The organism is Pseudoxanthomonas sp. SORGH_AS_0997 (assembly GCF_031453535.1).
Taxonomy (GTDB): Bacteria; Pseudomonadota; Gammaproteobacteria; order Xanthomonadales; family Xanthomonadaceae; genus Pseudoxanthomonas_A; species Pseudoxanthomonas_A winnipegensis.
This window is the reverse complement of sequence record NZ_JAVIZI010000001.1, coordinates 2557523-2579745: the sequence shown is the minus strand read 5'-3', so window position 1 is coordinate 2579745 and position 22223 is coordinate 2557523. Positions and strand designations below refer to the sequence as shown.

The 22223-nt window shown below is 70.7% G+C and carries 14 protein-coding genes and 2 pseudogenes; 10 read left to right on the top strand and 6 right to left on the bottom strand.

The features are described 5' to 3' along the window. Positions 1-210: 210 nt before the first annotated feature. From QE438_RS11280 to QE438_RS11270, 3 genes and pseudogenes are all read right to left on the bottom strand, one after another. A complete protein-coding gene (locus QE438_RS11280) occupies positions 211-810 on the bottom strand; it encodes a TlpA disulfide reductase family protein (RefSeq protein ID WP_306995587.1) in 600 nt (199 codons plus the stop codon). Then, positions 807-3102: pseudogene (locus QE438_RS11275) on the bottom strand (protein-disulfide reductase DsbD). The gene QE438_RS11280 and the pseudogene QE438_RS11275 overlap by 4 nt, the downstream one beginning before the upstream one ends. A 157-nt stretch (positions 3103-3259) precedes the next feature. After that, the gene (locus QE438_RS11270) at positions 3260-3685 is read right to left on the bottom strand and encodes a helix-turn-helix transcriptional regulator (RefSeq protein ID WP_165403037.1); all 426 of its coding nucleotides are present in this window, start codon (positions 3683-3685) and stop codon (positions 3260-3262) included. Positions 3686-4296: 611 nt separating this feature from the next. Between QE438_RS11270 and groES the strand changes: the two genes are divergently transcribed. Next, complete coding sequence (gene groES, locus QE438_RS11265; RefSeq protein WP_130516576.1) at positions 4297-4587, top strand: co-chaperone GroES; 291 nt, start codon at positions 4297-4299, stop codon at positions 4585-4587. A gap of 62 nt (positions 4588-4649) precedes the next feature. Beyond that, positions 4650-6290: a chaperonin GroEL gene (gene groL / locus QE438_RS11260; protein ID WP_306995594.1), complete on the top strand. Its 1641-nt coding sequence runs from the start codon at positions 4650-4652 to the stop codon at positions 6288-6290. 107 nt (positions 6291-6397) lie between these two features. Here the strand turns inward: groL and QE438_RS11255 are convergent, their stop codons facing one another. After that, the gene (locus QE438_RS11255; protein ID WP_306995596.1) at positions 6398-7495 is read right to left on the bottom strand and encodes a crosslink repair DNA glycosylase YcaQ family protein; all 1098 of its coding nucleotides are present in this window, start codon (positions 7493-7495) and stop codon (positions 6398-6400) included. 288 nt (positions 7496-7783) lie between these two features. On the opposite strand from QE438_RS11255, the gene QE438_RS11250 reads away from it, so the two are divergent. The 8 genes from QE438_RS11250 (at position 7784) to QE438_RS11215 (ending at position 19189) form a co-directional block, all read left to right on the top strand. Next, positions 7784-8857, top strand: a complete 1074-nt coding sequence (locus QE438_RS11250) for a 3-deoxy-7-phosphoheptulonate synthase (protein ID WP_306995598.1) — start codon at positions 7784-7786, stop codon at positions 8855-8857. A gap of 74 nt (positions 8858-8931) precedes the next feature. Continuing rightward, the gene (locus QE438_RS11245; protein ID WP_306995600.1) at positions 8932-11130 is read left to right on the top strand and encodes a hypothetical protein; all 2199 of its coding nucleotides are present in this window, start codon (positions 8932-8934) and stop codon (positions 11128-11130) included. 789 nt (positions 11131-11919) lie between these two features. Beyond that, a complete protein-coding gene (gene lipA / locus QE438_RS11240; protein WP_130516636.1) occupies positions 11920-12930 on the top strand; it encodes a lipoyl synthase in 1011 nt (336 codons plus the stop codon). Positions 12931-13165: 235 nt separating this feature from the next. Further along, positions 13166-15373 (top strand): carboxy terminal-processing peptidase, encoded by a 2208-nt coding sequence (locus tag QE438_RS11235; protein WP_306995603.1) that lies wholly within the window; start codon positions 13166-13168, stop codon positions 15371-15373. 351 nt (positions 15374-15724) lie between these two features. Beyond that, positions 15725-16630, top strand: coding sequence for a drug/metabolite exporter YedA (gene yedA / locus QE438_RS11230; RefSeq protein ID WP_130536103.1), 906 nt, complete (start codon positions 15725-15727; stop codon positions 16628-16630). Next, positions 16627-17526 (top strand): EamA family transporter RarD, encoded by a 900-nt coding sequence (gene rarD / locus QE438_RS11225; RefSeq protein WP_306995606.1) that lies wholly within the window; start codon positions 16627-16629, stop codon positions 17524-17526. Before yedA ends, rarD begins: the two co-directional genes overlap by 4 nt. Further along, positions 17526-18569 carry an XdhC/CoxI family protein gene (locus QE438_RS11220; RefSeq protein WP_306995608.1) on the top strand — a complete coding sequence of 348 codons (1044 nt, stop codon included), beginning with the start codon at positions 17526-17528 and terminating at the stop codon, positions 18567-18569. Before rarD ends, QE438_RS11220 begins: the two co-directional genes overlap by 1 nt. Further along, positions 18566-19189 (top strand): nucleotidyltransferase family protein, encoded by a 624-nt coding sequence (locus QE438_RS11215; RefSeq protein ID WP_306995610.1) that lies wholly within the window; start codon positions 18566-18568, stop codon positions 19187-19189. Before QE438_RS11220 ends, QE438_RS11215 begins: the two co-directional genes overlap by 4 nt. Before the next feature lie 332 nt (positions 19190-19521). On the opposite strand, the pseudogene QE438_RS11210 reads toward QE438_RS11215, so the two are convergent. Continuing rightward, positions 19522-20635: pseudogene (locus tag QE438_RS11210) on the bottom strand (alpha/beta fold hydrolase). Positions 20636-20909: 274 nt separating this feature from the next. Beyond that, positions 20910-22223, bottom strand: a complete 1314-nt coding sequence (locus tag QE438_RS11205) for an ABC transporter permease (RefSeq protein ID WP_306995615.1) — start codon at positions 22221-22223, stop codon at positions 20910-20912.

Below are 22223 nucleotides of genomic sequence, written 5' to 3'. Positions count from 1 at the left end.
GAGGTGGCGGGCCCGGCGGATGGGCCGGGGGCGCGGATCAGGCGCGGCAGGCGCGCGCTGGTGCGGCCGTGGCCGCCGGCGTGCAGACGCGGGGCCAGGCTGCGCGGCGAAGGGATCGATGCTGCTGGTCGGCCATGGCGCGCTCCGCGAGGAGGCGGCAGTCTGGAGGAAGCTGGCAATGCTGTCCAGTTCGCCGAACTTTGCGGCGATTTAATCGCGCGTTTGAATTTGCGCGGCGGCCGGCGCCGCAGCGCCGATCCAGCGCTCGATCTCGCCGTCGGCGAAGGGCCCGACCTTCTGCCGCAGGATGCGGCCATCGGCGCCGACGAGCACGCTGTAGGGCAGCACGCCGGCCCGGTCGCCCAGCCGGACGCTGGCATCGGCCGGCCCGGGCGTGTCCAGCACCAGCGCATAGCGCACCGGCACGCGCTGCAGGAACTGCTGCACGTTCTGCGCGCTGTCCAGCGCCAGGCCGACCACCTGCACGCCGCGCGCGCCCTGGGCCGCGGCGAAGCGGTCGAGCTCCGGCATCTCCTTGACGCAGGGCGCGCACCAGCTGGCCCAGGCGTTGATCAGCAGCGGCCGGCCGCCGGCCAGCTGCGCAAGATCGACGGACTTGCCGTGCGGGTCGGGCAGGACGAGGGCGGGCATCGCCTCGCCGACCGCGGCCATCGGCACCGTGGGCGTGGCGGGAGCAGGGGAAGGTGCTTCGGTGGCAGGGCGCCGTAAACCGGCGCCCTGCCACCACCACCCGGCGGCGACGCCGAGCACGCCGGCGGCCACGGCCACCAGCACCACCCGGGCGCTCACCGTGCCGAGGCCCGCTGCAGGGCGTCGCGCACCATCGGCGTGGTCAGCACGGTGGGCAGCACCTCGCCCTCGCCGCCGCTCTTCGGGAACACCACGTACAGCGGCACGCCCACCGCCTTGTGCGCCTGCAGGAAGGCGGTGATCTGCGGATCGACATTGGTCCAGTCGCCGCGCATCAGCACCGCGCCGGCCGACTGCATCGCCTGCTTGAAGTCATCCCCCGACAGCACGGCCTTCTCGTTGGCCTTGCAGGTCACGCACCAGTCGGCGGTCATGTCGACGAAGACCACCTGGCCCTGTTTGCGCAGCGCGTCCAGGCGCTGCGGCGAATAGGGCTCGATCCCGTCAGCCGCCGCGGTGGCCGCGGGCGTGCTCGCGGCCGGCAGCCGGTGCAGCAGCACCAGCGGCACCAGCGAGGCGATCAGCACCACCACCGCCAGGCCGCGCCGCAGCGGCGCGGTCTGGAAGCGCACGCGCTGGAACGCCCACAGCCCCAGCGCCAGCACCACCAGGCCGACCAGGGCCAGGCCGACCGCGTCGATGCCGCGCTGCTTGCCCAGCACCCACAGCATCCACACCGCGGTCAGATACATCGGGAAGGCCAGCACCTGCTTGAGCGTGTCCATCCACGCGCCCGGGCGCGGCAGCCGCGCGGCCAGCGCCGGCACCAGCCCGATCAGCAGGAACGGCAGTGCCAGGCCCAGGCCCAGCAGCGCGAACACCGCCAGCGCGACCGGCACGGGCGCGGCGAAGGCGAAGGTCAGCGCCGAGCCCATGAACGGCGCCGTGCACGGGCTGGCCACCACCACCGCCAGCACGCCGGTGAAGAAATCGCCGGACAGCCCGCCGCGCTCGGTCAGCCCGCGGCCGACACCGGCCAGCCCGTAGCCGACGGCGAACACGCCCGACAGGCTCAGGCCCACGGCGAACATCAGATAGGCCAGCGCGCCGGTGACCAGCGGCTGCTGCAGCTGGAAGCCCCAGCCCAGCGCCTGCCCGGTGGCGCGCAGGGCCAGCGCGACGCCGCCGACCAGCAGGAAGCTGAGCAGCACGCCGGCGGTATAGGCCAGGGCGCCGGCCCGCGCCCGGCCGCGTCCGCTCTCGGCCAGGGACAAGGCCTTGAGCGAGAGCACCGGCAGCACGCACGGCATCACGTTGAGGATCAGCCCGCCCAGCAAGGCCGCGACCAGGGCCAGCGCCCAGCCCGACGCGCCGCCGGCGCCCTGGTCGGCGCGCGCCAGCGCCTCCGGCGGCGGGGTCGAACGCGGCACCTCGGCCGGAGCCGGCGGCGGCGTCGCCGCCGGGGCAGCGGTGCCGGCTTCCAGCGCCACCGGCGCGGCCAGCGCGACGGCGCGCGCCTCGGGCGGCGTCACCGTGCCGGCCGGCAGCGTCAGCGCGACCTGGCGGGTCATCGGCGGATAGCAGATGCCATCGGTCTGGCAGCCCTGGAAGGTGACCTCCAGCGTGGCCTTGGCCGCGTCGGCGCGGTCGCGGATCACCGGCACCGGCACCTCGACCTGGTCGAAGTACACCGTGACCTCGCCGAAGTGCTCGTCGCGATGGGCCTTGCCCGGCGGCCAGCGCGGCGCGCCCAGCGACAGCCCCTCGGCGCCGTGCAGCGCCAGCTGGGTGCGGTCGCGGTACAGGTAATAGCCCTTGGCCGGAGTGAAGCGCAGCAGCAGCTGATTGCCGCCGTCGGCGATGGCCTCGAAGGCGAAGGCCTGCGCCTCTGGCAGGGGCGCCGCATCGGTGGCGCCCGGCACGGCGGCCTGCGTGCCCAGCAGCGTCGATCCCCCGGCCGCGGCGCCGCCGAGCGGCAGGCCCAGTCCGGTGCCGGCGCCGGACGCGGCGGCCGCCGGAACCGCCACCTGCAGCGTGCGGGTCTGCGGCGGATAGCACAGCCCGGCATCGGCGCAGCCCTGGTAGCGCACCTTCAGCGTGACCTGGCCAGCGGTCGTGGCCTGGCCAGGCAGAGAGCGCATCGAGCTGCTTGCGGTAGGTCTCCACCGGCCCGAAGAACTCGTCGACATGCTTGTCCCCATCCGGCAGCTGCAGCGCGCCGGCCGTGAACCCGCCGCCCTGCGCCTCCACCGAGATCCGCTGCCGGTACAGGTAATAGCCGTCTGCGATTTTCCAGTGCAGGGCGATGCCGTCCGGCTTGCCCTGGGCGCCCAGCACGAAGGCCTGGTCGACCGGCAGCAGCTCGGACGGGTCGGCCGCCGTGGCCGGCAGGGTGGGGACGAGCAGGGCCAGCAGGGCCAGCGGACGGGCCAGACGGGAGATCAGCGACATGCGGCCAAGCTTAGCGGAGCGGCTGGTCCCGCAGGCGGCGCCACTGTGTTGCAAGGGGCATGGGCTTGCCGCCGATCCGGTGTCTGGGCCTTCCCGGCACCAGGCCTGAGGTCGATCGCCGCCCGCGCGCCGCGGGCCGCGGGCCGGGCCGGATCGCTCAGCCGCCGCGCGCGTCGCCGCCCGGGCGGCCGGGACCGCGGGTGCGGGGGCGTCCGGTGCGCTGCAGGGCCAGGGTTTCCATCACTTCCAGCAACGACAGGCGCGCCTTCAGCGGCGCCTCGCGAAAGGCGCGCACCAGGCGGAACTCCAGCGGGTCCTCGACCAGAATGGCCTCGGCGGTGGCGATCGAATCCAGTTCCACCTCGCGCGAGAGCGTCATCGCGCCGCGGCCGGTGGCCAACCACTCGAACTGCGTGCCCGTCGCCAGCGCTACTTCACGCAGGTGCGAGACACTGGGACTCTTGCCCTTGGGGGACTCCCAATGGCTCACGGCGCTGCGCTGCACCCCGACGGATTCTGCCAACTGACTTTGCGAGAGACCGGCAAGGCGCCGCGCCATGCGGACTCGCTCGGGTGCATCCATCAAACCTCTCCGTGGCGATCGCCATCCAGAAACTTTTGTGACCATAGCCAAACGTTCCACGGATCGGAATGGAAAAGGATAGTGATACTAACGTAGTGACCAAAAATAGGCATACGTGGTGCGCTTTTGGTAACCAAAAGTTTTCCATAGCGGGCTAACAAAGGGTTTCGGCGGGATTGCGCGCCTTGTGCTCACTAGTTTTCCTGCGTTTAGGTCGGCTACAGGCTTGGCTTCGCCCAACCGCATTGGTATCTCTATGCCTGCCGGCAGGACGCTGGCACTGACAGGACGTCGGCGGGGGGAGTTGGCGCACGTCAAGGCGCGACGGAATCGGATTCCACAACCATTCCCTATGAAGCGCACGCATGCCGCACATGCGTGCGCTTCTTTTTTTGGCGGCGCCGAATCGCCCCGTCTGCCGCAGGCGCCTCCGCAAGAAATTCTCGCCGGCCGCCTTGAAAGGCCTGCCCGAGCGCCCCATCTGCCCTGTCAGCCCCCCGAGCCGTCCTGGCGCTGGGTCTTGGCGTTCCCGGTGTGCTGGCACTCGTCATGGACGAGTGCTAACATCGCCGGCCCTTTCCTAGTCCAATCAATCACTTAAGAGGATTGACATGAGCAACATCAAGCCGCTGTTCGACCGCGTGGTCATCAAGCGTATGGAAGAAGAAAAGCTGTCCGCGGGCGGCATCGTGATCCCCGACTCGGCCACCGAGAAGCCGATCAAGGGTGAGGTCGTCGCCGTCGGCGCCGGCAAGATCCTGGACAACGGTTCGGTGCGCGCCCCGCAGGTCAAGGTCGGCGACAAGGTCCTGTTCGGCAAGTACAGCGGCACGGAAGTGAAGCTGGACGGCACCGAGTACCTGGTGGTGAAGGAAGACGACATCTTCGCGACCATCGGCTAAGGCCGGCGCGACGTCCGCTTTCTCTCATTCCCATCATCCAAGAACAATCGAGGTAATACGCAATGGCTGCCAAGGACATTCGTTTCGGTGAAGACGCCCGCTCGCGCATGGTGCGCGGCGTGAACGTGCTCGCCAATGCCGTCAAGGCCACCCTGGGCCCGAAGGGCCGCAACGTCGTGCTGGAGAAGAGCTACGGCGCCCCGACGATCACCAAGGACGGCGTGTCCGTCGCCAAGGAGATCGAACTGGCCGACAAGTTCGAGAACATGGGCGCGCAGATGGTCAAGGAAGTCGCTTCCAAGACCTCCGACAACGCCGGTGACGGCACCACCACCGCTACCGTGCTGGCCCAGGCCTTCATCCGCGAAGGCATGAAGGCCGTCGCCGCCGGCATGAACCCGATGGACCTCAAGCGCGGCATCGACAAGGCCGTGACCGTCGCCGTCGCCGAGCTGAAGAACATCTCCAAGCCCACCGCCGACGACAAGGCCATCGCCCAGGTCGGCACGATCTCGGCCAACTCGGACGAGTCGATCGGCAACATCATCGCCGAGGCGATGAAGAAGGTCGGCAAGGAAGGCGTGATCACCGTCGAGGAAGGCTCGGGCCTGGAGAACGAGCTGGACGTGGTCGAGGGCATGCAGTTCGACCGCGGCTACCTCTCGCCGTACTTCATCAACAACCAGCAGAGCCAGTCGGCCGACCTGGACGACCCGTTCATCCTGCTGCACGACAAGAAGATCTCCAACGTGCGTGACCTGCTGCCCGTCCTCGAGGGCGTGGCCAAGGCCGGCAAGCCGCTGCTGATCGTGGCCGAGGAAGTCGAGGGCGAGGCCCTGGCGACCCTGGTGGTCAACACCATCCGTGGCATCGTCAAGGTCGTGGCCGTCAAGGCGCCGGGCTTCGGCGACCGTCGCAAGGCGATGCTGGAAGACATGGCCGTGCTGACCGGCGGCACCGTGATCTCCGAGGAAGTGGGCCTGTCGCTGGAAAAGGCCACGATCAAGGATCTGGGCCGCGCCAAGAAGGTGCAGGTCTCCAAGGAGAACACCACCATCATCGACGGCGCCGGCGATACCGCGGGCATCGAGTCGCGCATCAAGCAGATCAAGGCGCAGATCGAGGAGACCTCCTCGGACTACGACCGCGAGAAGCTGCAGGAACGCGTGGCCAAGCTGGCCGGCGGCGTGGCCGTGATCAAGGTCGGTGCCTCCACCGAGATCGAGATGAAGGAAAAGAAGGCCCGCGTCGAAGACGCCCTGCACGCCACGCGCGCTGCGGTGGAAGAAGGCGTGGTCCCGGGCGGCGGCGTCGCGCTGATCCGCGCCAAGGCCAACATCGGCGAGATCAAGGGCATCAACGAAGACCAGAACCACGGCATCCAGATCGCCCTGCGCGCCATGGAAGCCCCGCTGCGCGAGATCGTCACCAACGCCGGTGAAGAGCCCTCGGTGATCGTCAACAAGGTCAAGGACGGTTCGGGCAACTTCGGCTACAACGCCGCCAACGGCGAGTTCGGCGACATGGTCGAGTTCGGCATCCTGGATCCGACCAAGGTGACCCGCACCGCGCTGCAGAACGCCGCGTCCATCGCCGGCCTGATGATCACCACCGAAGCCATGGTGGCCGAGTCGCCGAAGAAGGAAGAGCCGGCGATGCCGCCGGGCGGTGGCATGGGTGGCATGGGCGGCATGGACTTCTAAGTCCGCCGCGCAGCCTCACCGCTGCTGTCGTACGACAAGGACCCCGCCGCGAGGCGGGGTCTTTTCGTTTCCGGCGTCGACCGCGCTGCGCCCGTCCCTTGGCGACCTCAGCGCGGTGCGAGGAACTGGCGCATGCGTGCTAGCTCCTCATCCAGCGCCTGGCCGAAGGCCGCCTCGCTGGGCGCCGCGCCCGCCGCATAGCCGGTCGCGGCCTCCAGCTGGCCCTCGCGCCAGGTCAGGTTCGCCCAGCCGATCACCTGCCCGCGCCAGAGCATCGGCAAGGCGTAGTAGCCGAACTGGCGCCGGGCCGCGGGGGTGTAGGCCTCGAACTTGTAGGTCCAGTCCCAGAACAGGCTGAAGCGGCGCCGGTCCCAGACGATGGGGTCGAAGGGCGCCAGCAGGCGTAGCTGCTCGTCGAAGCGGTAACGGCGCGCTCGCGGATGTTCGTCGGCGGGCCAGTACCAGTCGGTGCCGTCGATGCGCACCTGGGCCAGGCGCTCGCGCGCCAGGCGCAGGGCATCGCGCAGTTCGTCGCTCAGATGCGGCGCGCCACTGCCGAGCAGGCGCGCCAGGTAGCCCAGGCTGGCGGCAGGCAGCGGCGCGTACTTGCGCACCACCAGGTCGAGCAGCGCCGCGGCGCGTTCGGCGCGGGCGGCCGGCGCGTCGTCCGCCGGCGCATGCGCCACGGCCTCGTAGACCCGCGTGCCGCTGTCGCGCCGCTTGACCCGCAGCAGGCCGCGGTAATGCAGGCCGTCGAGCAGCTGGGTGGTGGCATTGCTCGAGCCGCCCCAGTAGTTGCGCACGCGGCCATGGGCGAAGTGCTGCTCGACCTGGCGCGGATGCACCGCGCCATGCGCGCGCACGAAGGCCAACACCGCGTTGGCCCGTCGCCGGGTCTGCGCGTCCCAGGCGGCCTTGACCTGGCGCGGATGCAGCAGTGCCAGCAGGGGACGCGGCAGGAAGCCGTAGTTGACCAGGAAGTCCTCTTCCACCTGCAGCCGCGCGTAGCGGCGCTCCAGGTCCCCGGCGCGATAGTCCTTGACCCGATGGCGCAGGATCAGGTCCTGCGCGCGTGCCGGGGCGCGGATCGGATCGGCCTGGACGAAGCCCAGCTTCGCGATCGCGCCGGCCAGCGTGGTCGGGGTGAACAGGCTGCGCGCGACCGCGTAGCGGCGCAGGTCTTCCAGTCGGGGCGGGGCGGGCATGGGCGGCATTGAATCATGCGGCGAAGGATCGGCCCGATCGTGCATTGCCTGAGTTGCCGATGAAACAGTCGCGCCGACGCAAAAGCCGTGGTATCAATGCTGCCCATGAACGCACACCGCGCCCGCTATTACTTTTGGTTTCCGAAGCCACAGGCGGAGGAAGGAGCGCGTTCACCCTGAAGAAACCCTTCAGACGCATCCCGAAAGCCGCCAGCAACCCTGGCGGCTTTTTTGTTGCCAGCCCGGCGGTCCACGTACCCCACCGATCCGACGACACGAGACTTCAAGATGGCCCCGCTCACTTCCGACCTGCGCATCCGCAAGATCGAGCCCCTGCATACCCCGGCCGAGCTGATGACGGAGTTTCCCTGCGATGACGTCGCCTCCGACACCGTCGCCGCCGCGCGCGCGGCGCTGCACGAGATCCTGCACGGCCGCGACGACCGTCTGGCGGTGGTGATCGGCCCCTGCTCGATCCACGACCCGGCCGCGGCGATGGACTACGCGCGCCGGCTGCGCCCGCTGCGCGATGCGCTGGGCGGCGAACTGGAAATCATCATGCGCGTGTACTTCGAGAAGCCGCGCACCACGGTGGGCTGGAAGGGCCTGATCAACGACCCGCGGCTGGACGGCAGCTTCCGCATCAACGAGGGCCTGGCCACCGCGCGCAGCCTGCTGCGCGAGATCAACCTGCTCGGCCTGCCGGCCGGCTGCGAGTACCTGGACGTGATCTCGCCGCAGTACATCTCCGACCTGGTGGCCTGGGGCGCGATCGGCGCGCGCACCACCGAGAGCCAGATCCACCGCGAGATGGCCAGCGGCCTGTCCTGCCCGGTGGGCTTCAAGAACGGCACCAGCGGCGATGTGAAGATCGCGGTGGACGCGGTCGGCGCGGCCTCGCATCCGCATCATTTCCTGGCCGTGACCAAGCACGGCCAGTCGGCGATCGCCTCGACCACCGGCAACCCGGACTGCCACGTGATCCTGCGCGGCGGCAAGGTGCCCAACTTTGATGCGGCCAGCGTGCAGGCCGCCAGCGAGGTGCTGGCGCACAACGGCCTGGCGCCGCGCCTGATGATCGATGCCAGCCACGCCAACAGCGGCAAGAAACCGGAGAACCAGCCCAAGGTCGTCGAGGATCTGGTGGCCCAGCTGGCGGCCGGCGAGGAGCGCATCGTCGGGGTCATGGTGGAAAGCCACCTGGTGGGCGGCCGCCAGGACCTGATCGAGGGTCAGCCGCTGACCTATGGCCAGAGCATCACCGACGGCTGCATCGGCTGGGACGATTCGGTGGCCGTGCTCGAGCGCCTGGCCGCCGGCGTGCGGGCGCGTCGCGCCCGTCGGATCGCGCAGGCCGCATGACCGCGCGCGCGGCCCGGCGGTCGCCGCCGGCCGCGCATACGTCCTGAACACACGCGTCGGGCATGCTTGGCCCGATGAACGCTTCCGACGCCGCGACGGCCCAGCGCCGTCCATCCCCCCTGCGCCGCTGGATGCGGCGCCTGGCCTGGCTGCTACTGGGCTGCTACGCGGCCTATCTGGTCGCCGGTAACCTCTACCTCAACACGCCGCTGGGGCCGTGGAGCGTCAACCGCAAGCCGGAGAAGTTCGCCATGCACTGGGGCCCGGCGCTGACCTGGTGGCCGGGCGAGATCGTGCTGTGGAAGGTGTCGCTGCGCGGCCATGTCGGGCGCGTGGTGTGGACCATGCAGGCCGATCGCGTGGCCGGGCACATCTCGCTGCTCAACCTGGTGCACAAGGAAGTCTATGTGCCGCGCGTGCGCGCCACCGAGGTGACCGGGCAGATCGTCAGCGTGGCGCAGGAGATCCCGCCGCCGCCGGTGCGCCCGGGGGGCTGGCTGCTCAACTTCCCGGCCATCACCAGCGACAGCGTGCGCGGCGGCACGCTCGGGCCCTTGACGCTGGAGGGGCAGGGCAAGGCCAAGGTGGGCTTCACCAAGCGCCTGCGCGGCGGCCCGGCCGAGCTGCTGCCCTCCACCGCGCACTTCGAACATCTGCGCCTGGGCTATGGCCAGGTCGCGCTGCTGGAGGACGCCACGCTGGGCAGCGAGTTCGCGATGACCCCGACCACGCGCGCCCAGGCCAAGGGCATCCAGAAGCTGCGGCGCATGCGCATCGCGCTCGACGTGGCCGGCGGCACGCCGGCGCTGGCGGCCCGGCAGAGCGATGCGGGCAAGCTCGAACTGACCCTGCAGCCCGGCCAGGGCCGCGTGCAGGGAGCGCTGAAGCTGGTGCAGGCCGAACTGGCGCCGGGCGGCGTGCTGTCCTGGCGCATGCCGGTGGTGATCACCGATGTGCACGGGCAGGTGCATCGCAGCACGCTCACCGCCCAGCTCTCGGTCGACCGCGATCTGCATCTGAAGGCCAACATGCCGCCGCAGACCGACGGCGTGCTGGCGCTCGACGCGGACCTGCGCGCCGATGGCACGCAGGTCCCGTTCGAGCAGCCGCGCACGTTGCTGCCGCGCACGTCCGGGCGGCTGGCCGGGCAATGGCAGTTCAGTTCGCTCAAGTGGGTCACCTCGCTGTTCGTCAACGTGCCCTGGCTGTCGCTGGACGGCGCCGGGCGGGTGCAGGGCGATGTCACGCTGGACCACGGCGTGCTGGCCGTGGGCAGCCACCTGGAGATCCCGCACGTGCAGGCGCAGGCCGACGTGGTGGCCCAGCGCGTGACCGGCACCGGCAGCGCCAAGGCGCGGCTGGAAGCTGGCGAGGGCGGGCGGCCGCGCTCGCGCGTGGACGTGGCGCTGACCGACTACAGCGTCGCCGCGATCGACCAGCTCAAGCGGCCCTACATCCGCGGCAAGGACCTCAAGCTCCATACCGACAGCGACGCCGACCTGGCCAAGGCGCGCGAGTCGCTCAAGGCGCAGGCGACCTTCACCAATGCGCAGGTGCCGGACCTGCGGGCGTACAACCGCTTCCTGCCCAATGACCATCTGCGCTTCGACGGCGGCTCGGGCACACTGACCGGGCAGCTGGCGCTGGATGCGGCCGGCCAGGCGGGCAACGGCCAGGTGCGCATCGCCGCGCGCGCGGCCCAGGTGCGGGCGGCGGGGCTGGCGATGCGCGGCGATGTGGACGTGGACCTGCGGCTCAAGCGCGCCGACCTGCAGCGCCAGCGGTTCGCCGTCGATGGCAGCACGGTCGCGCTGAAGAACATCAGCTTCGCCCACGCCGGGCTGAGCCGCAGCGGCTGGTGGGCCAACGTGTCGCTGCCGCGCGCGCAGATGGACGTGGCAGACGAGCGACTGGCGGTGCAGGGCACGGTGTCCACGCAGATGAAGGACGTGGGCTTCCTGCTGGACCTGTTCTCGCAGGATCGCGATTACCCGGGCTGGATGGTCAAGCTGGTCGATGCCGGCACGGTTCGGGCGTCCACGCGCGTGCGCTGGCGCCAGCACGACCTGGTGCTGGACGATATCGACGCGCGCAACGACCGCTTCGACCTGGTCGGGCGCTTCCGCCTGCAGGGCCGCGACAAGGCGCAGGGCGATCTCTACGCGCGCTGGGGCGTGCTGGGCGCGGCGGTGGAGCTGCGCAACGGCGCCCATACTTTCCACTTGCTGGGCGCCAAGCGCTGGTACGAGGCCCAGCCGGGCTACCTGGATTGAGGTTCAGCTTGCAGCAGGCGTTCGTTTTGCACTGCAGCGTGCAATGTCCTCGCGGGGGGCGCAGGATTGACCCGCATCCCGACGTGGGGGAGGGAGCAGGCCCGGAACTGGCGCAAGCTGTTTCGGGCTTTTTATTGCCTGTTTTTTGGGTCGCGTGGTCGGGGAAGCTGACTTCGGCGAGCAGCCTCGACCCGGCCGGGCGCGGCTCCTCGACTCGGTCCGCCCTCCATGGCGGACTCGCCGCCGCAGGCCATCCCTGGCCCGCTCTCCGCCGCGCCCGACCGGGTCGAGGCTCCTAGGCCCATGGATCGGGATTTCTTTCGATTCGAAGGCATCGAGCAGCGCCTTGCCCCCTCCCTTTCGCCGCAGGCGAAGGGGAGGGCCGGGGAGGGGTGCTTTTGCTCTTGCTTCTGTGGCTTGCCCGGTAAAGCCCCGACCCCTCCCCATCCCTCCCCTGCGCTTCGCGCAAGGGAGGGGGCTTAAACCGAAGTCCTGTTACCTGACGCGCGAGGCAGCGGGCCACCGCCCGCTGGACCGCTGCCCCTCCGAAGTCGAAACGCCCACAGGCCGAGATTCTTGACCGGGAGAACAGTCCCCGAGGGAGAGCGCTGCCTTTGCGGCTTTTGGGCGACGGCGGCGATGGGCATCGTCGGTGGAGCCTCATCGCCGCCATGGCGGCTCCCACCTTCCACCACCTCTCGGCTCCCGACTCCCGCATCGCATTGCTGCGTTCCGTGGGGCGGGACGCGCGCGGCGGCGGGGGCGGGGCCCAGGCGATAGAATGACGCCATGGACACGCCCGCTCCCCGCCAGATCCCGTTGCAGGTCGTCACTGCGCCCACCGCCGCCGCCTCGCTGGAGACCGGCGCCAAGCAGCTGGGCGGCGACAAGATCGGCCGCTCGCCGGTGCAGTTCGCCGACGCGCCGGTGCTGCGCAAGCCCTCCTGGATCCGCGTGCGCATCCCCTCGGGCAACGCCGTGGCCAACCTCAAGGCCAAGCTGCGCGAGAACCGCCTGGTCACCGTCTGCGAGGAAGCCAGCTGCCCGAACATCCATGAGTGCTTCGGCCATGGCACGGCGACCTTCATGATCCTGGGCGAGGTCTGCACCCGCCGCTGCTCGTTCTGCGACGTGGCCCACGGCCGGCCCAAGCCGCCCGATGCCAACGAGCCGGCCAGCCTGGGCAACACCGTGGCCGACATGGGCCTGAAGTACGTCGTGGTCACCAGCGTGGACCGCGACGACCTGCGCGACGGCGGTGCCCAGCATTTCGTCGACTGCATCGGCGCGATCCGCGAGAAGTCGCCGGGTACCCGCATCGAGATCCTGACGCCCGACTTTCGCGGCAAGGGCCGCATGGAGCGCGCGCTGGAGATCCTGGCGACCAATCCGCCGGACGTGTTCAACCACAACATCGAGACCGTGCCAGACCTGTACCGCAACGTCCGTCCGGGCGCGGACTACCAGTGGTCGCTGACCCTGCTCAAGCAGTTCAAGGCCCAGCACCCGGAGATCCCGACCAAGTCCGGCATCATGCTCGGCCTGGGCGAGACCTTCGAGCAGATCCAGGCCACCATGCGCGACCTGCGTGCGCACGAGGTGGACATGATCACCATCGGCCAGTACCTGCAGCCCACCCCGCACCACCACCCGGTGCTGCGCTACTGGACGCCGGAGGACTACAAAGCCCTGGAGGTCTATGGCTACGAGCTGGGCTTCAGCCACGTCGCTTCGGGCCCGATGGTGCGCTCGTCCTACCACGCCGACCAGCAGGCCGCCGGCGCGGGCGTGGCCGCCTGATCCGCGCCTCCCATCCCAACCTGCGCAGCACCCTGTCCCGCCGCCTGGCCCTTGAGCCTGGCGGCGGTGTCGTATGGACGCCTTGTGCGGGCGCGTTCACATTGCGGAACCGCCTCCCCCCTAGGCTCGCATCGTGCGTGACAGCCCGCGCAACTTTCGGCACTGTGGCGTTGTCAACGTTCCACGCATCTTTCCCCACACGCTTCCACCGGCCCCGCGGCCGCGAGTCCATCGAATGAAAGCCAAGCTCACCCTGACCCTGCTGGCCCTGGCCCTGACCGCCCCGGTGGCGCTGCTGGCGCGGCCTGACGCGACACCCAGCAAGCCGGCCAGCACCAGCGTGGTGCCGATGGGGCCGACCGCCGACCAGTCCACCACCTCCAAGCTGGTCTACGGCCTGCTGTCCGACAGCCGCTACGCCTACCGCCCGCGCGCGCTGGACGATGCGCTGTCCCAGGACGTCTACAAGCGCTACCTGGATGCGCTGGACGGCGGCAAGCAGTTCTTCACCGCCAAGGACATCGAGGGCTTCATGCCGCTGTCCACGCGGCTGGACGATGCGATCAAGAGCGGCCAGCTCTCGCCGGCCTACGACATCTTCCAGGTCTACCGTCAGCGCGTCGGCGAGCGGGTGGCCTATGCGCGCAGCCTGCTGAAGAAGCCGGACTTCGATTTCACCACCCACGAGCGCTGGGAGTACGACCGCGAGAAGGCGCCGTGGGCCAAGGACAGCGCCGAGCTCGACGCGATCTGGCGCAAGTCGGTGATGAACGACTGGCTGCGGCTGAAGATGGCCGGCAAGAAGCCCGACGCCATCGCCCAGACGCTGGACAAGCGCTACGCCAACATCCAGCGCAGCGTGGACGAGCTGGACAGCGAGGACGTGTTCCAGACCTTCCTCAACGCCTATACCTCGGCGGTGGATCCGCATACCGACTACTTCACGCCCAAGACGGCCGAGCAGTTCAACCAGCAGATGTCGCTGTCGCTGGAAGGCATCGGCGCGGTGCTGCAGCGCCAGGACGACACGGTGGTGATCCGCGAGATCGTCCCGGGCGGCCCGGCCGACCTGTCCAAGAAGCTGCAGCCCGGTGCGCGCATCGTCGGCGTGGCCCAGGGCAGCGATGGCGCCTTCACCGACGTGATCGGCTGGCGCACCGACGATGTGGTCGATCTGATCCGCGGTAAGAAGGGCACCCGCGTGCGCCTGGAGTTCATCGCGCCGGAGGCGGGCATGGACGGGCCGCACAGCACGGTGACCATCGTGCGCGACAAGGTGCAGCTGGCCGAGCAGGCCGCCAAGAGCGAGATCGTGACGCTGCCGGCCTCGGGTACCACGCCTGAGCGGCGCATCGGCGTGATCAAGCTGCCGGCGTTCTATCAGGACTTCGAAGGCCGTCGCCGCGATCCGAACAACTACACCTCGGCCACGCGCGACGTGCGCAAGCTGCTGGACGGCTTCAAGGGCCAGCACATCGACGGGGTGGTGATGGACCTGCGCAACAACGGCGGCGGCTCGCTGGACGAGGCGGTCGATCTGACTGGGCTGTTCATCGACCAGGGCCCGGTGGTGCAGGTGCGCGAGTCCGGCGGCCGCGTATCGGTCAGCGGCGACACCACTCCGGGCGTGTCCTGGGACGGGCCGCTGGCGGTGCTGATCAACCGAGGCTCGGCCTCGGCCTCGGAGATCTTCGCCGGCGCCATCCAGGACTACGGCCGCGGCCTGGTGATCGGTGAGACCAGCTTCGGCAAGGGCACCGTGCAGAACCTGGTCGACCTGGACCGCTGGCCGGCCAACGAGGGCGGCAAGCGCTTCGGCCAGCTGAAGCTGACCATCGCCCAGTTCTTCCGCGTGGCCGGCGGCAGCACCCAGCACAAGGGCGTGGTGCCGGACATCGCCTTCCCGGCCAGCATCGATGCGACCGAGTACGGCGAGGACACCTACGACAACGCGCTGCCGTGGACCAAGATCGCGCCGGTCAGCCACACCCAGTACGGCAACTTCGCCCCGCTGCTGCCGAAGCTGGAGGCCCTGCACGACGCGCGCGTCAAGAACGACCTGGAATACCAGTGGTGGTCCGAGGACGTGGCCCAGTTCCGCGCCGAGAAGGCCAAGAAGTACGTGACGCTCAATGAGGCCGAGCGCCTGGCCGAGCGCGATCGCCAGGAAGCCCAGCGCAAGTCGCGTCAGGAAGAGCGCAAGAAGCTGGGCATGCCGCTGGACCCGCTGGCCGGCGATCTGGCCGACGACGGCCTGGGCGCGAGCGAGCGCGACATCGTCAAGGATGCCGCGCGCGAGAAGCTGGCCGACAAGCGTCCCGATCCGCTGCTGCACGAATCGGCCGCGATCCTGGGCGATGCGATCGGCGTGCTGGGCCAGGACAAGCAGCTCTCGGCGCAGGTGTTGCCGGTGTCGACCAAGTCGGGCAGCTGGGCAGATTGAGGGCGTCGCCACTGGCGGGAGCAGCTGTCTCCTTAAATCTCGCAGCGGTCTGCCTGTAGAGCGGAGCTCGCTCCGCTGCTCTTCGTTCAGTTCGTGGGGAAGGCCCCAGCGGAGCGAGCTCCGCTCTACAGGGGGGAGCCGGCATTCCCGCGTTCGCGGTAACGGCGGTAGGAGATTTCCGGAAGCTTTGGGTTGGTGGCCGCCGGACGATGATCGGATGCGGGCGCCTTCGGGCGCCCGTGTCGTTTGGGGTCCGGGCGAGCGCTCGCAACGTCGGATTCCACCGGTGCGGGTGTAGCCAGGCGCGGGGCAGGCCCTAGACTGTGCGGCCCCGCGCTGTGGTGAACCCCCATGTCTTCCCCGATGCACGCCGCCACGTCTCCGCGCACCGGCGGCCTGGCCGTGCCGGCCGCGCTGCTGCTGGTCTACGTGGTCTGGGGTTCGACCTATCTGGGGATCCGCATCGCCCTGGAGCATGGCGTGCCGCCGCTGCTAGTGACCTCGGGCCTGCGTTTCGTGGTCGCCGGCGCGCTGCTGTTCGGCGTGCTGCGCCTGCGCGGGGTGGCCGCGCCGACGCGCGCGCAGTGGAAGAACCTGGTCATCATGGGCGCGCTGCTGCTGGGCATGGGCAATGCGCTGGTCGTGCTGGCCGAGACCACGGTGTCCTCCGGCCTGGCGGCGGTGGCGGTGGCCTCGGTGCCGGTGTGGATGGGGCTGTTCGGCCTGCTGCGCGGCCAGCGCGCCACGCGCATCGAATGGCTCGGCCTGATGCTGGGCTTCGCCGGGGTGGTGTGGCTCAACGCCGGCGGCACGCTCACCGCCAGTCCGCAGGGGCTGGTGTGCCTGCTGCTGGCGCCGATGGCCTGGGCCTTCGGCTCGGTGTGGTCGCGCGGGCGCGACCTGCCGTCGCCCTTCATGGCCGCCGCCGGGCAGATGCTGTGCGGCGGCACGTTGATCATGCTGGCCGGCTGGCTGCGCGGCGAACGCCTGCACGCCGTGCCGCCGCTGGAGGGCGTGCTGGCGGTGGTCTATCTGGCGCTGTTCGGCTCGGTCATCGCCTTCACCGCCTATGTCTGGCTGCTGCATCACGTGCGCCCGGCGCTGGCCGGCAGCTATGCCTACGTCAATCCGGTCATCGCCGTGGCGCTGGGCGCCTGGCTGGCGCATGAGCGCTTCACCGCGCATGACCTGGGCGCGATGGCGGTGATCCTGGTCGGCGTGGTGGTGATCACGCTGGCCAAGGTGCGGCGCAAATGAGCGTGGCGGCGCCGACGCTCGACCGGCGCGGCGTGGCCGCCACGGTCGGCGCGTTCGTGGTGTGGGGCCTGTTCCCGCTGTACTGGCGGCTGCTGCAGCACGTGCCGTCGCTGCAGATCATCGCCCACCGCGTGGTCTGGAGTGCGGTGCTGGTGGTCGGCTGGCTGTGCCTGCGCGAGCGCGGCGCCTGGCTGCGGCGCATCGCCGCCCAGCCGCGCGCACGCGCCACCCTGGCGCTGACCTCGGTGCTGATCAGCTGCAACTGGGGGCTGTACATCTGGTCGGTCAACAACGGCCATGTGGTCGAGGCCAGCCTGGGCTATTTCATCAACCCGCTGGTCAACGTGCTGCTGGGCGTACTGGTGCTGCGTGAGCGGCTGACGCGGCTGCAGTGGATCGCGGTGGCGGTCGCGGCCGGCGGCGTGGCCTGGCTGACCTGGCAGGCCGGGCGCGCGCCCTGGATCGCGCTGGGCCTGGCCCTGAGCTTCGGCGCCTATGGCCTGCTGCGCAAGCTGGTGCAGGTCGATGCGGTGTCGGGACTGGGCATGGAGAGCGTGTACCTGTTCGTGCCGGCGCTGGCGCTGGTGGCCTGGGGCGAGGCCGGGCACGGCGGCGCCTTCGTGCACGGCTGGAGCCTGGGCACCGACGTGCTGCTGGTGCTGGCCGGGGCGGTCACCGCACTGCCGCTGCTGGGCTTCGCCTACGGCGTGCGGCGCATCCCGCTGTCGCTGGTCGGGCTGCTGCAGTACATCGCGCCGACCCTGCAGCTGCTGCTGGGGGTGCTGGTGTTCGGCGAGCCGTTCGGGCTGGAGCGGGCGCTGGGCTTTGCGCTGATCTGGGCGGCGCTGGGCGTGTTCGTCGGCGACAGCCTGTGGCGCGGACGCCGGCGCGGCTGATGGCCTCACGACCCCGTCAGCCCGCAGGCGCGACCATGGTCGCCATGAAGGACGACGTGACCGCCCCGCCGAAGATCGCCGACGTCCAGCGCGCGGTGCTGGACGCCGCCGCCGGCGCCGACCCCGCGCATGCGGCGCTGGCGCTGGTGGTGGACACCGACGGCTCGACCTATGTGCGCGCCGGCGCGATGGCGCTGTTCGATACCCACGGTGGCCAGGTCGGCTGGCTCAGCGGCGGTTGCCTGGAGCCTGAGATCCAGGTGCGCGCGTTGGCGGCGATCGAGCACGGCGCGGCCGACTGGCTGGAACTGGACACCCGCGAAGACGAGGACCTGCTGTCCGGCTCGGCGATCGGCTGCCGCGGCCGCCTGCAGCTGGCGCTGCTGCCGCTGGCGCTGCTGCCGGGGCTGGAGACCGCGATCGCCGCCTGGCGCGGCGGCCAGGACCAGACGCTGCGGCTGCAGACGCACAAACCCGATCAGCTGATCCTCACGCTGGGCGCGCAGCGTTGGACGCTGCCCTGCGCGCCTGCGCCGATCGGGCTGGCCGCCGGCATCGGGCTGCTGTTCCAGGCGCCGCCTCAGGTGCTGGTGCTGGGCGCCGGCCCGGAGACGCCGCTGCTGCTGCCGCTGCTGCGCGAGATCGGCTGGACCACGACCCTGGTCGAACGCCGCCCGCGCTGGCAGCCGGCCGACGCGCAGGCCGTCGGCGCCGATGCGCTGCAGCCGCTGGCGCCTGCCCAGGCGCTGACGCTGCCGGCTTCGGCCGCGGCCGATGCCGCGCTGGTCATGCACCACAACTTCGAACTGGATCGCGAAGCGCTCGAAGCGCTGGCCGCGACCGATATCCCCTTCGTCGGCCTGCTCGGGCCGGTGCGGCGGCAGCAGGACCTGTTCCGCCTGTTGCCGCCGGTGGCGCGCCAGGCGCTGGCCCCGCGGCTGCGTTCGCCGGTGGGGCTGGACCTGGGCGGGCGCGGCGCGCAGGCCATCGCGCTGAGCATCGCCGCGCAGCTGCAGGCCTGGCACCACGGCCGCACGGCGTGAGCGACCACATCGCCGTGGTGCTGGCCGCCGGCGGGAGCCGGCGCCTGGGCCGCGCCAAGCAGCTGCTGCCGCGCGCGGGCGAACCGCTGGTCTGCCGCGCCGTGCGCCTGGCCCGTGCCACCGCGCCCCTGCGCCTGCTGGTGGTGGTCGGCGCGCGCGCGACCCAGGTCAGCGCCGCGGTGCGCGCCGCCGATGTGGAGACCGTCATGAACCGCCAGTGGCGCGAAGGCCTGGCCGCCAGCGTGCGCGCCGCGCGCGATGCGCTGGCGATCGACGCGCGCGGCGCCACGCGCGTGCTGCTGCTGGCCTGCGACCAGCCGGCGCTGGAGGCCGCGCATCTCCAGGCGCTGCTCGAGGCCGCCGCGCGGTCCGATTCGGGATGCGCCGGCACGGTGCACGGCGCGCGTATCGGCATCCCCGCCGTGGTCACGCTGGCGCGCCTGGCGCAGGCCCAGCCGCAGGGCGATGCCGGCCTGCGCGAGCTGCTCAACGCGCTGACACCCGAGACGGTCGGCCGGCTCGCGGCGCCGGAGCTGGAGTTGGACCTGGACACGCCGGCGGACCTGACCACGGCGACCGCCCGCGGCCTGATCGATCCGCTGCCGTCTACGAGCGAGTAGCCGCTTCTTGGGGGTAGCCGCTGTCTCCTCGAATCTCGCGGCGGCCTACATGTAGAGCGGAGCTTGCTCCGCTGGGGGCTTTTCCACGAACTGAACGAAGAGCAGCGGAGCAAGCTCCGCTCTACAGGCGGGAGCCGTCCTTATGGCTTTTTGGCCCACGGCGGCGAAGTGCTTTGCCGGTAGAGCCCGTCGCCGCCATTGGCCGAAAAGGCCACAAGAGCGGCTCCGGCGATGCAGGGCTTTCGCTTCGCAACTGGCCTTACTGGGCAGACAGTGGTGCGGCGTGATCGGAAGGCCTCATCGCCGCTGCGGCGGCATCCGGCTTGTCGCCTTCAGCGCTGCGCCGTCAGTGTCTCGGTCGGCAGCGGCGGGGTCAGCGCCTCGGGCACGGGGCAGCGCGAGGCCGGGGTGGCGGTGGCGGCGAACCAGGCGTCCACCGTCGGTGCCAGCCGATCCAGGCGCATCGGCAGGCTCAGATGGGTTTCGCCCGGGACTTCCAGATAGCGGTCGCGCGGTGCGGCGGCGGCGAGCATGCGGCCGTGCGCGACCGGGATGTGGTGGTCGTTGGCGCCATGGACGATCAGCACGCAGGCCGCGGGTGGCGCGCAGGGCGCCGGCCACGTCGACATCGTCCAGGTTGAGGCCCAGCTGCGCGTCGGCCGCGGCGATCACCGCGTCGAGGTTCTGCCGGCCGTAGGTGGCCTGCGCGATCAGCGTGGTCGCGGCGGACTTCCACGTGTCCGGCCGCGCGGCCAGCATGTGCGGGACCATGTCGCGGATGCCGCGGCCGGCGTTGGCGAAGGATTCCATCGCCACCACGCCGGCCACCTGGGTGCCCAGGTCGTGCGCGGCGAAGATCGCCGTGGCCGCGCCGTAGGACACGCCGAACAGGTACAGCGGGCCGGCGATCTCGCCGCGCTGGCGCAGCTGGTCGACCACGCGCGCCACGTCCTGTCCTTCGCGCGTGCCGTAGCCGGCCGGGCCGCTGCCGGAGCGGCCGTGGTTGCGCAGGTCCAGGGTGATGGTGCGGTAGCCGGCCTGGGCCAGCTGCAGCGCCCAGGGCATCAGCGAGTCGCCGTCCATCATCCAGCCATGCAGCAGCACGACCGTGCCGCGCGGGGCGGCCGGCGCCTGCGGCCGCACGAAGTCCACATCGAAGGCCACCTGCTGCAGCGCGCTGCCGTCCGGGTTGCCGGTGTAGCGGTAGTCCAGCCGGTAGTCGCCCGGGTCCAGCGCGCGCCAGTAGATCGGCACGCCGCCTTGCCCCGGCAGCTTGCCGCTGCGGGTGGGCAGGCGCGCCATCAGCCCCTCGATGCGCGGAGCATCCAGCAACGGCGACACGCCACCGGGCGCGACGATGCGGGTGCTGAGCGAGGTCGAGTTGGGCGGGATGCAGGCGACCAGCCAGACGCAGCAGGCGAGTACCAGCACAAGCAGGCGGGACATCGGCGTGGGGAAGACAGCGAACGGCGGCGCAGCCTAGCGCCGCCGCCGGCGGGCGCGCTATCGCACCGGCGTGACATTCGCATGACAGCTGTCGTGGGTTCAGACAGGCGGCTTGCGTGCGGGGAGACGGTCACCGCGCCGACGCTGCGCGGTGACCGCCCTGTCTGATCGACTGCAGGCGTCGATGGCCAGACCGCCGGCGACGCCACGCCACCCCTTCCGCTGCGCCGGCGGTGACCTCACCGCCTCCAGGCGCTCATGACGGAAGCAGCCCTCAGACCTCGCGCAGCGCCTGGGTGATCGGCAGCCGCGCCGCGCGCAGGGCCGGGAACAGCCCGCCCACCAGCCCGATCGCCAGCGCCCACTTCAGCCCGCTCCACAGCAGCGGCGCGGAGACCTTGAACTGGAACACCACCTGGCTGAAGTTCTGCCCCAGCGTGGACACGCTGTAGTTGTTGAACAGCAGCCACGCCAGCGCGCCGCCCAGCAGCCCGCCCAGCAGCGCCAGCAGCATGGTTTCCAGCATCACCGCGGTCACCACCGGCAGGCCACGGAAGCCGATCGCGCGCATGGTGGCGATCTCGCGGGCGCGGGCGGCCACCGCCGCATACATCGTATTGAGCGCCCCGAACACCGCGCCCACCGCCATGATCGCGCCGATCACCGTGCCCAGGATGGTCAGCAGCTTGTTGAGGCCGCCGCCCTGCTTGGCGTAGTAGGCGCGCGTGGTCTCCACGTCCAGCTTCAGGCGCGGGTCGCCGGCCATGGCGGCCCTGAACTGCTCGAAGCCGGCCTTGCCCTCGGTCCTGACGGTCACCGACTGGTAGGCGCGGCGGTTGTAGGCGCTGGCCAGGGTTTCCGCATCGGCCCACAGCTCCGAGTCGTGCGCATCGCCGGAGGCGAACACGCCGACCACCTGCCACTGCTGGTTGCCCAGCTTCAGCGGCTGGCCGACCGAGAGTCCACCGAACTGATGCAGCGCGCCCTGGCCGACCACCAGCTCGCGCATGCCCGGCTTGAAGCGCCGGCCCTGGATGATCCGCATGCGCTCGTGCACGGCCCAGGCTTCCTCGCCCACGCCGCGCACCTGCACATTGGTGTCCGAACCATCGGACTTGGACGGCAGCGCGACCACCTGCGACAGCTCGGCCGAGACCAGCGGCCGGCCGTTGGCATCGCGCGCGATGCCGGGCAGGCGGCCGATCAGCGGCAGCTGGTCGCGGGTGATGACCGAGTTGGCCTCGGCCTGCGAGCCGCCGCGCAGCACGATGGCGCTGGTCTCATCGCCGGTGTCGTTGAGCTGGGCCTGGAAGCCGTTGCCCATCGCCAGCATCGCCACCAGCACCGCGACCACGCCGGCGATGCCGACCACGATCACCGAGGCCGCGCCCCAGCGCTGGGGCAGGCTGGCCACGCCGATGCGCGTGGCCTGCAGCGCCAGGCGGCCGGTGCGGGTCAGCCCCAGCCACAGCCCCAGCAGCGCCGCGAGCGCCAACACGAGAAACCACGGCAGCGCCACCCAGACGCCGATGGCCACCACCAGTGCGCCGATGGTCAGCGCATTCCACAACCCTTGCTTGCGTTTCAT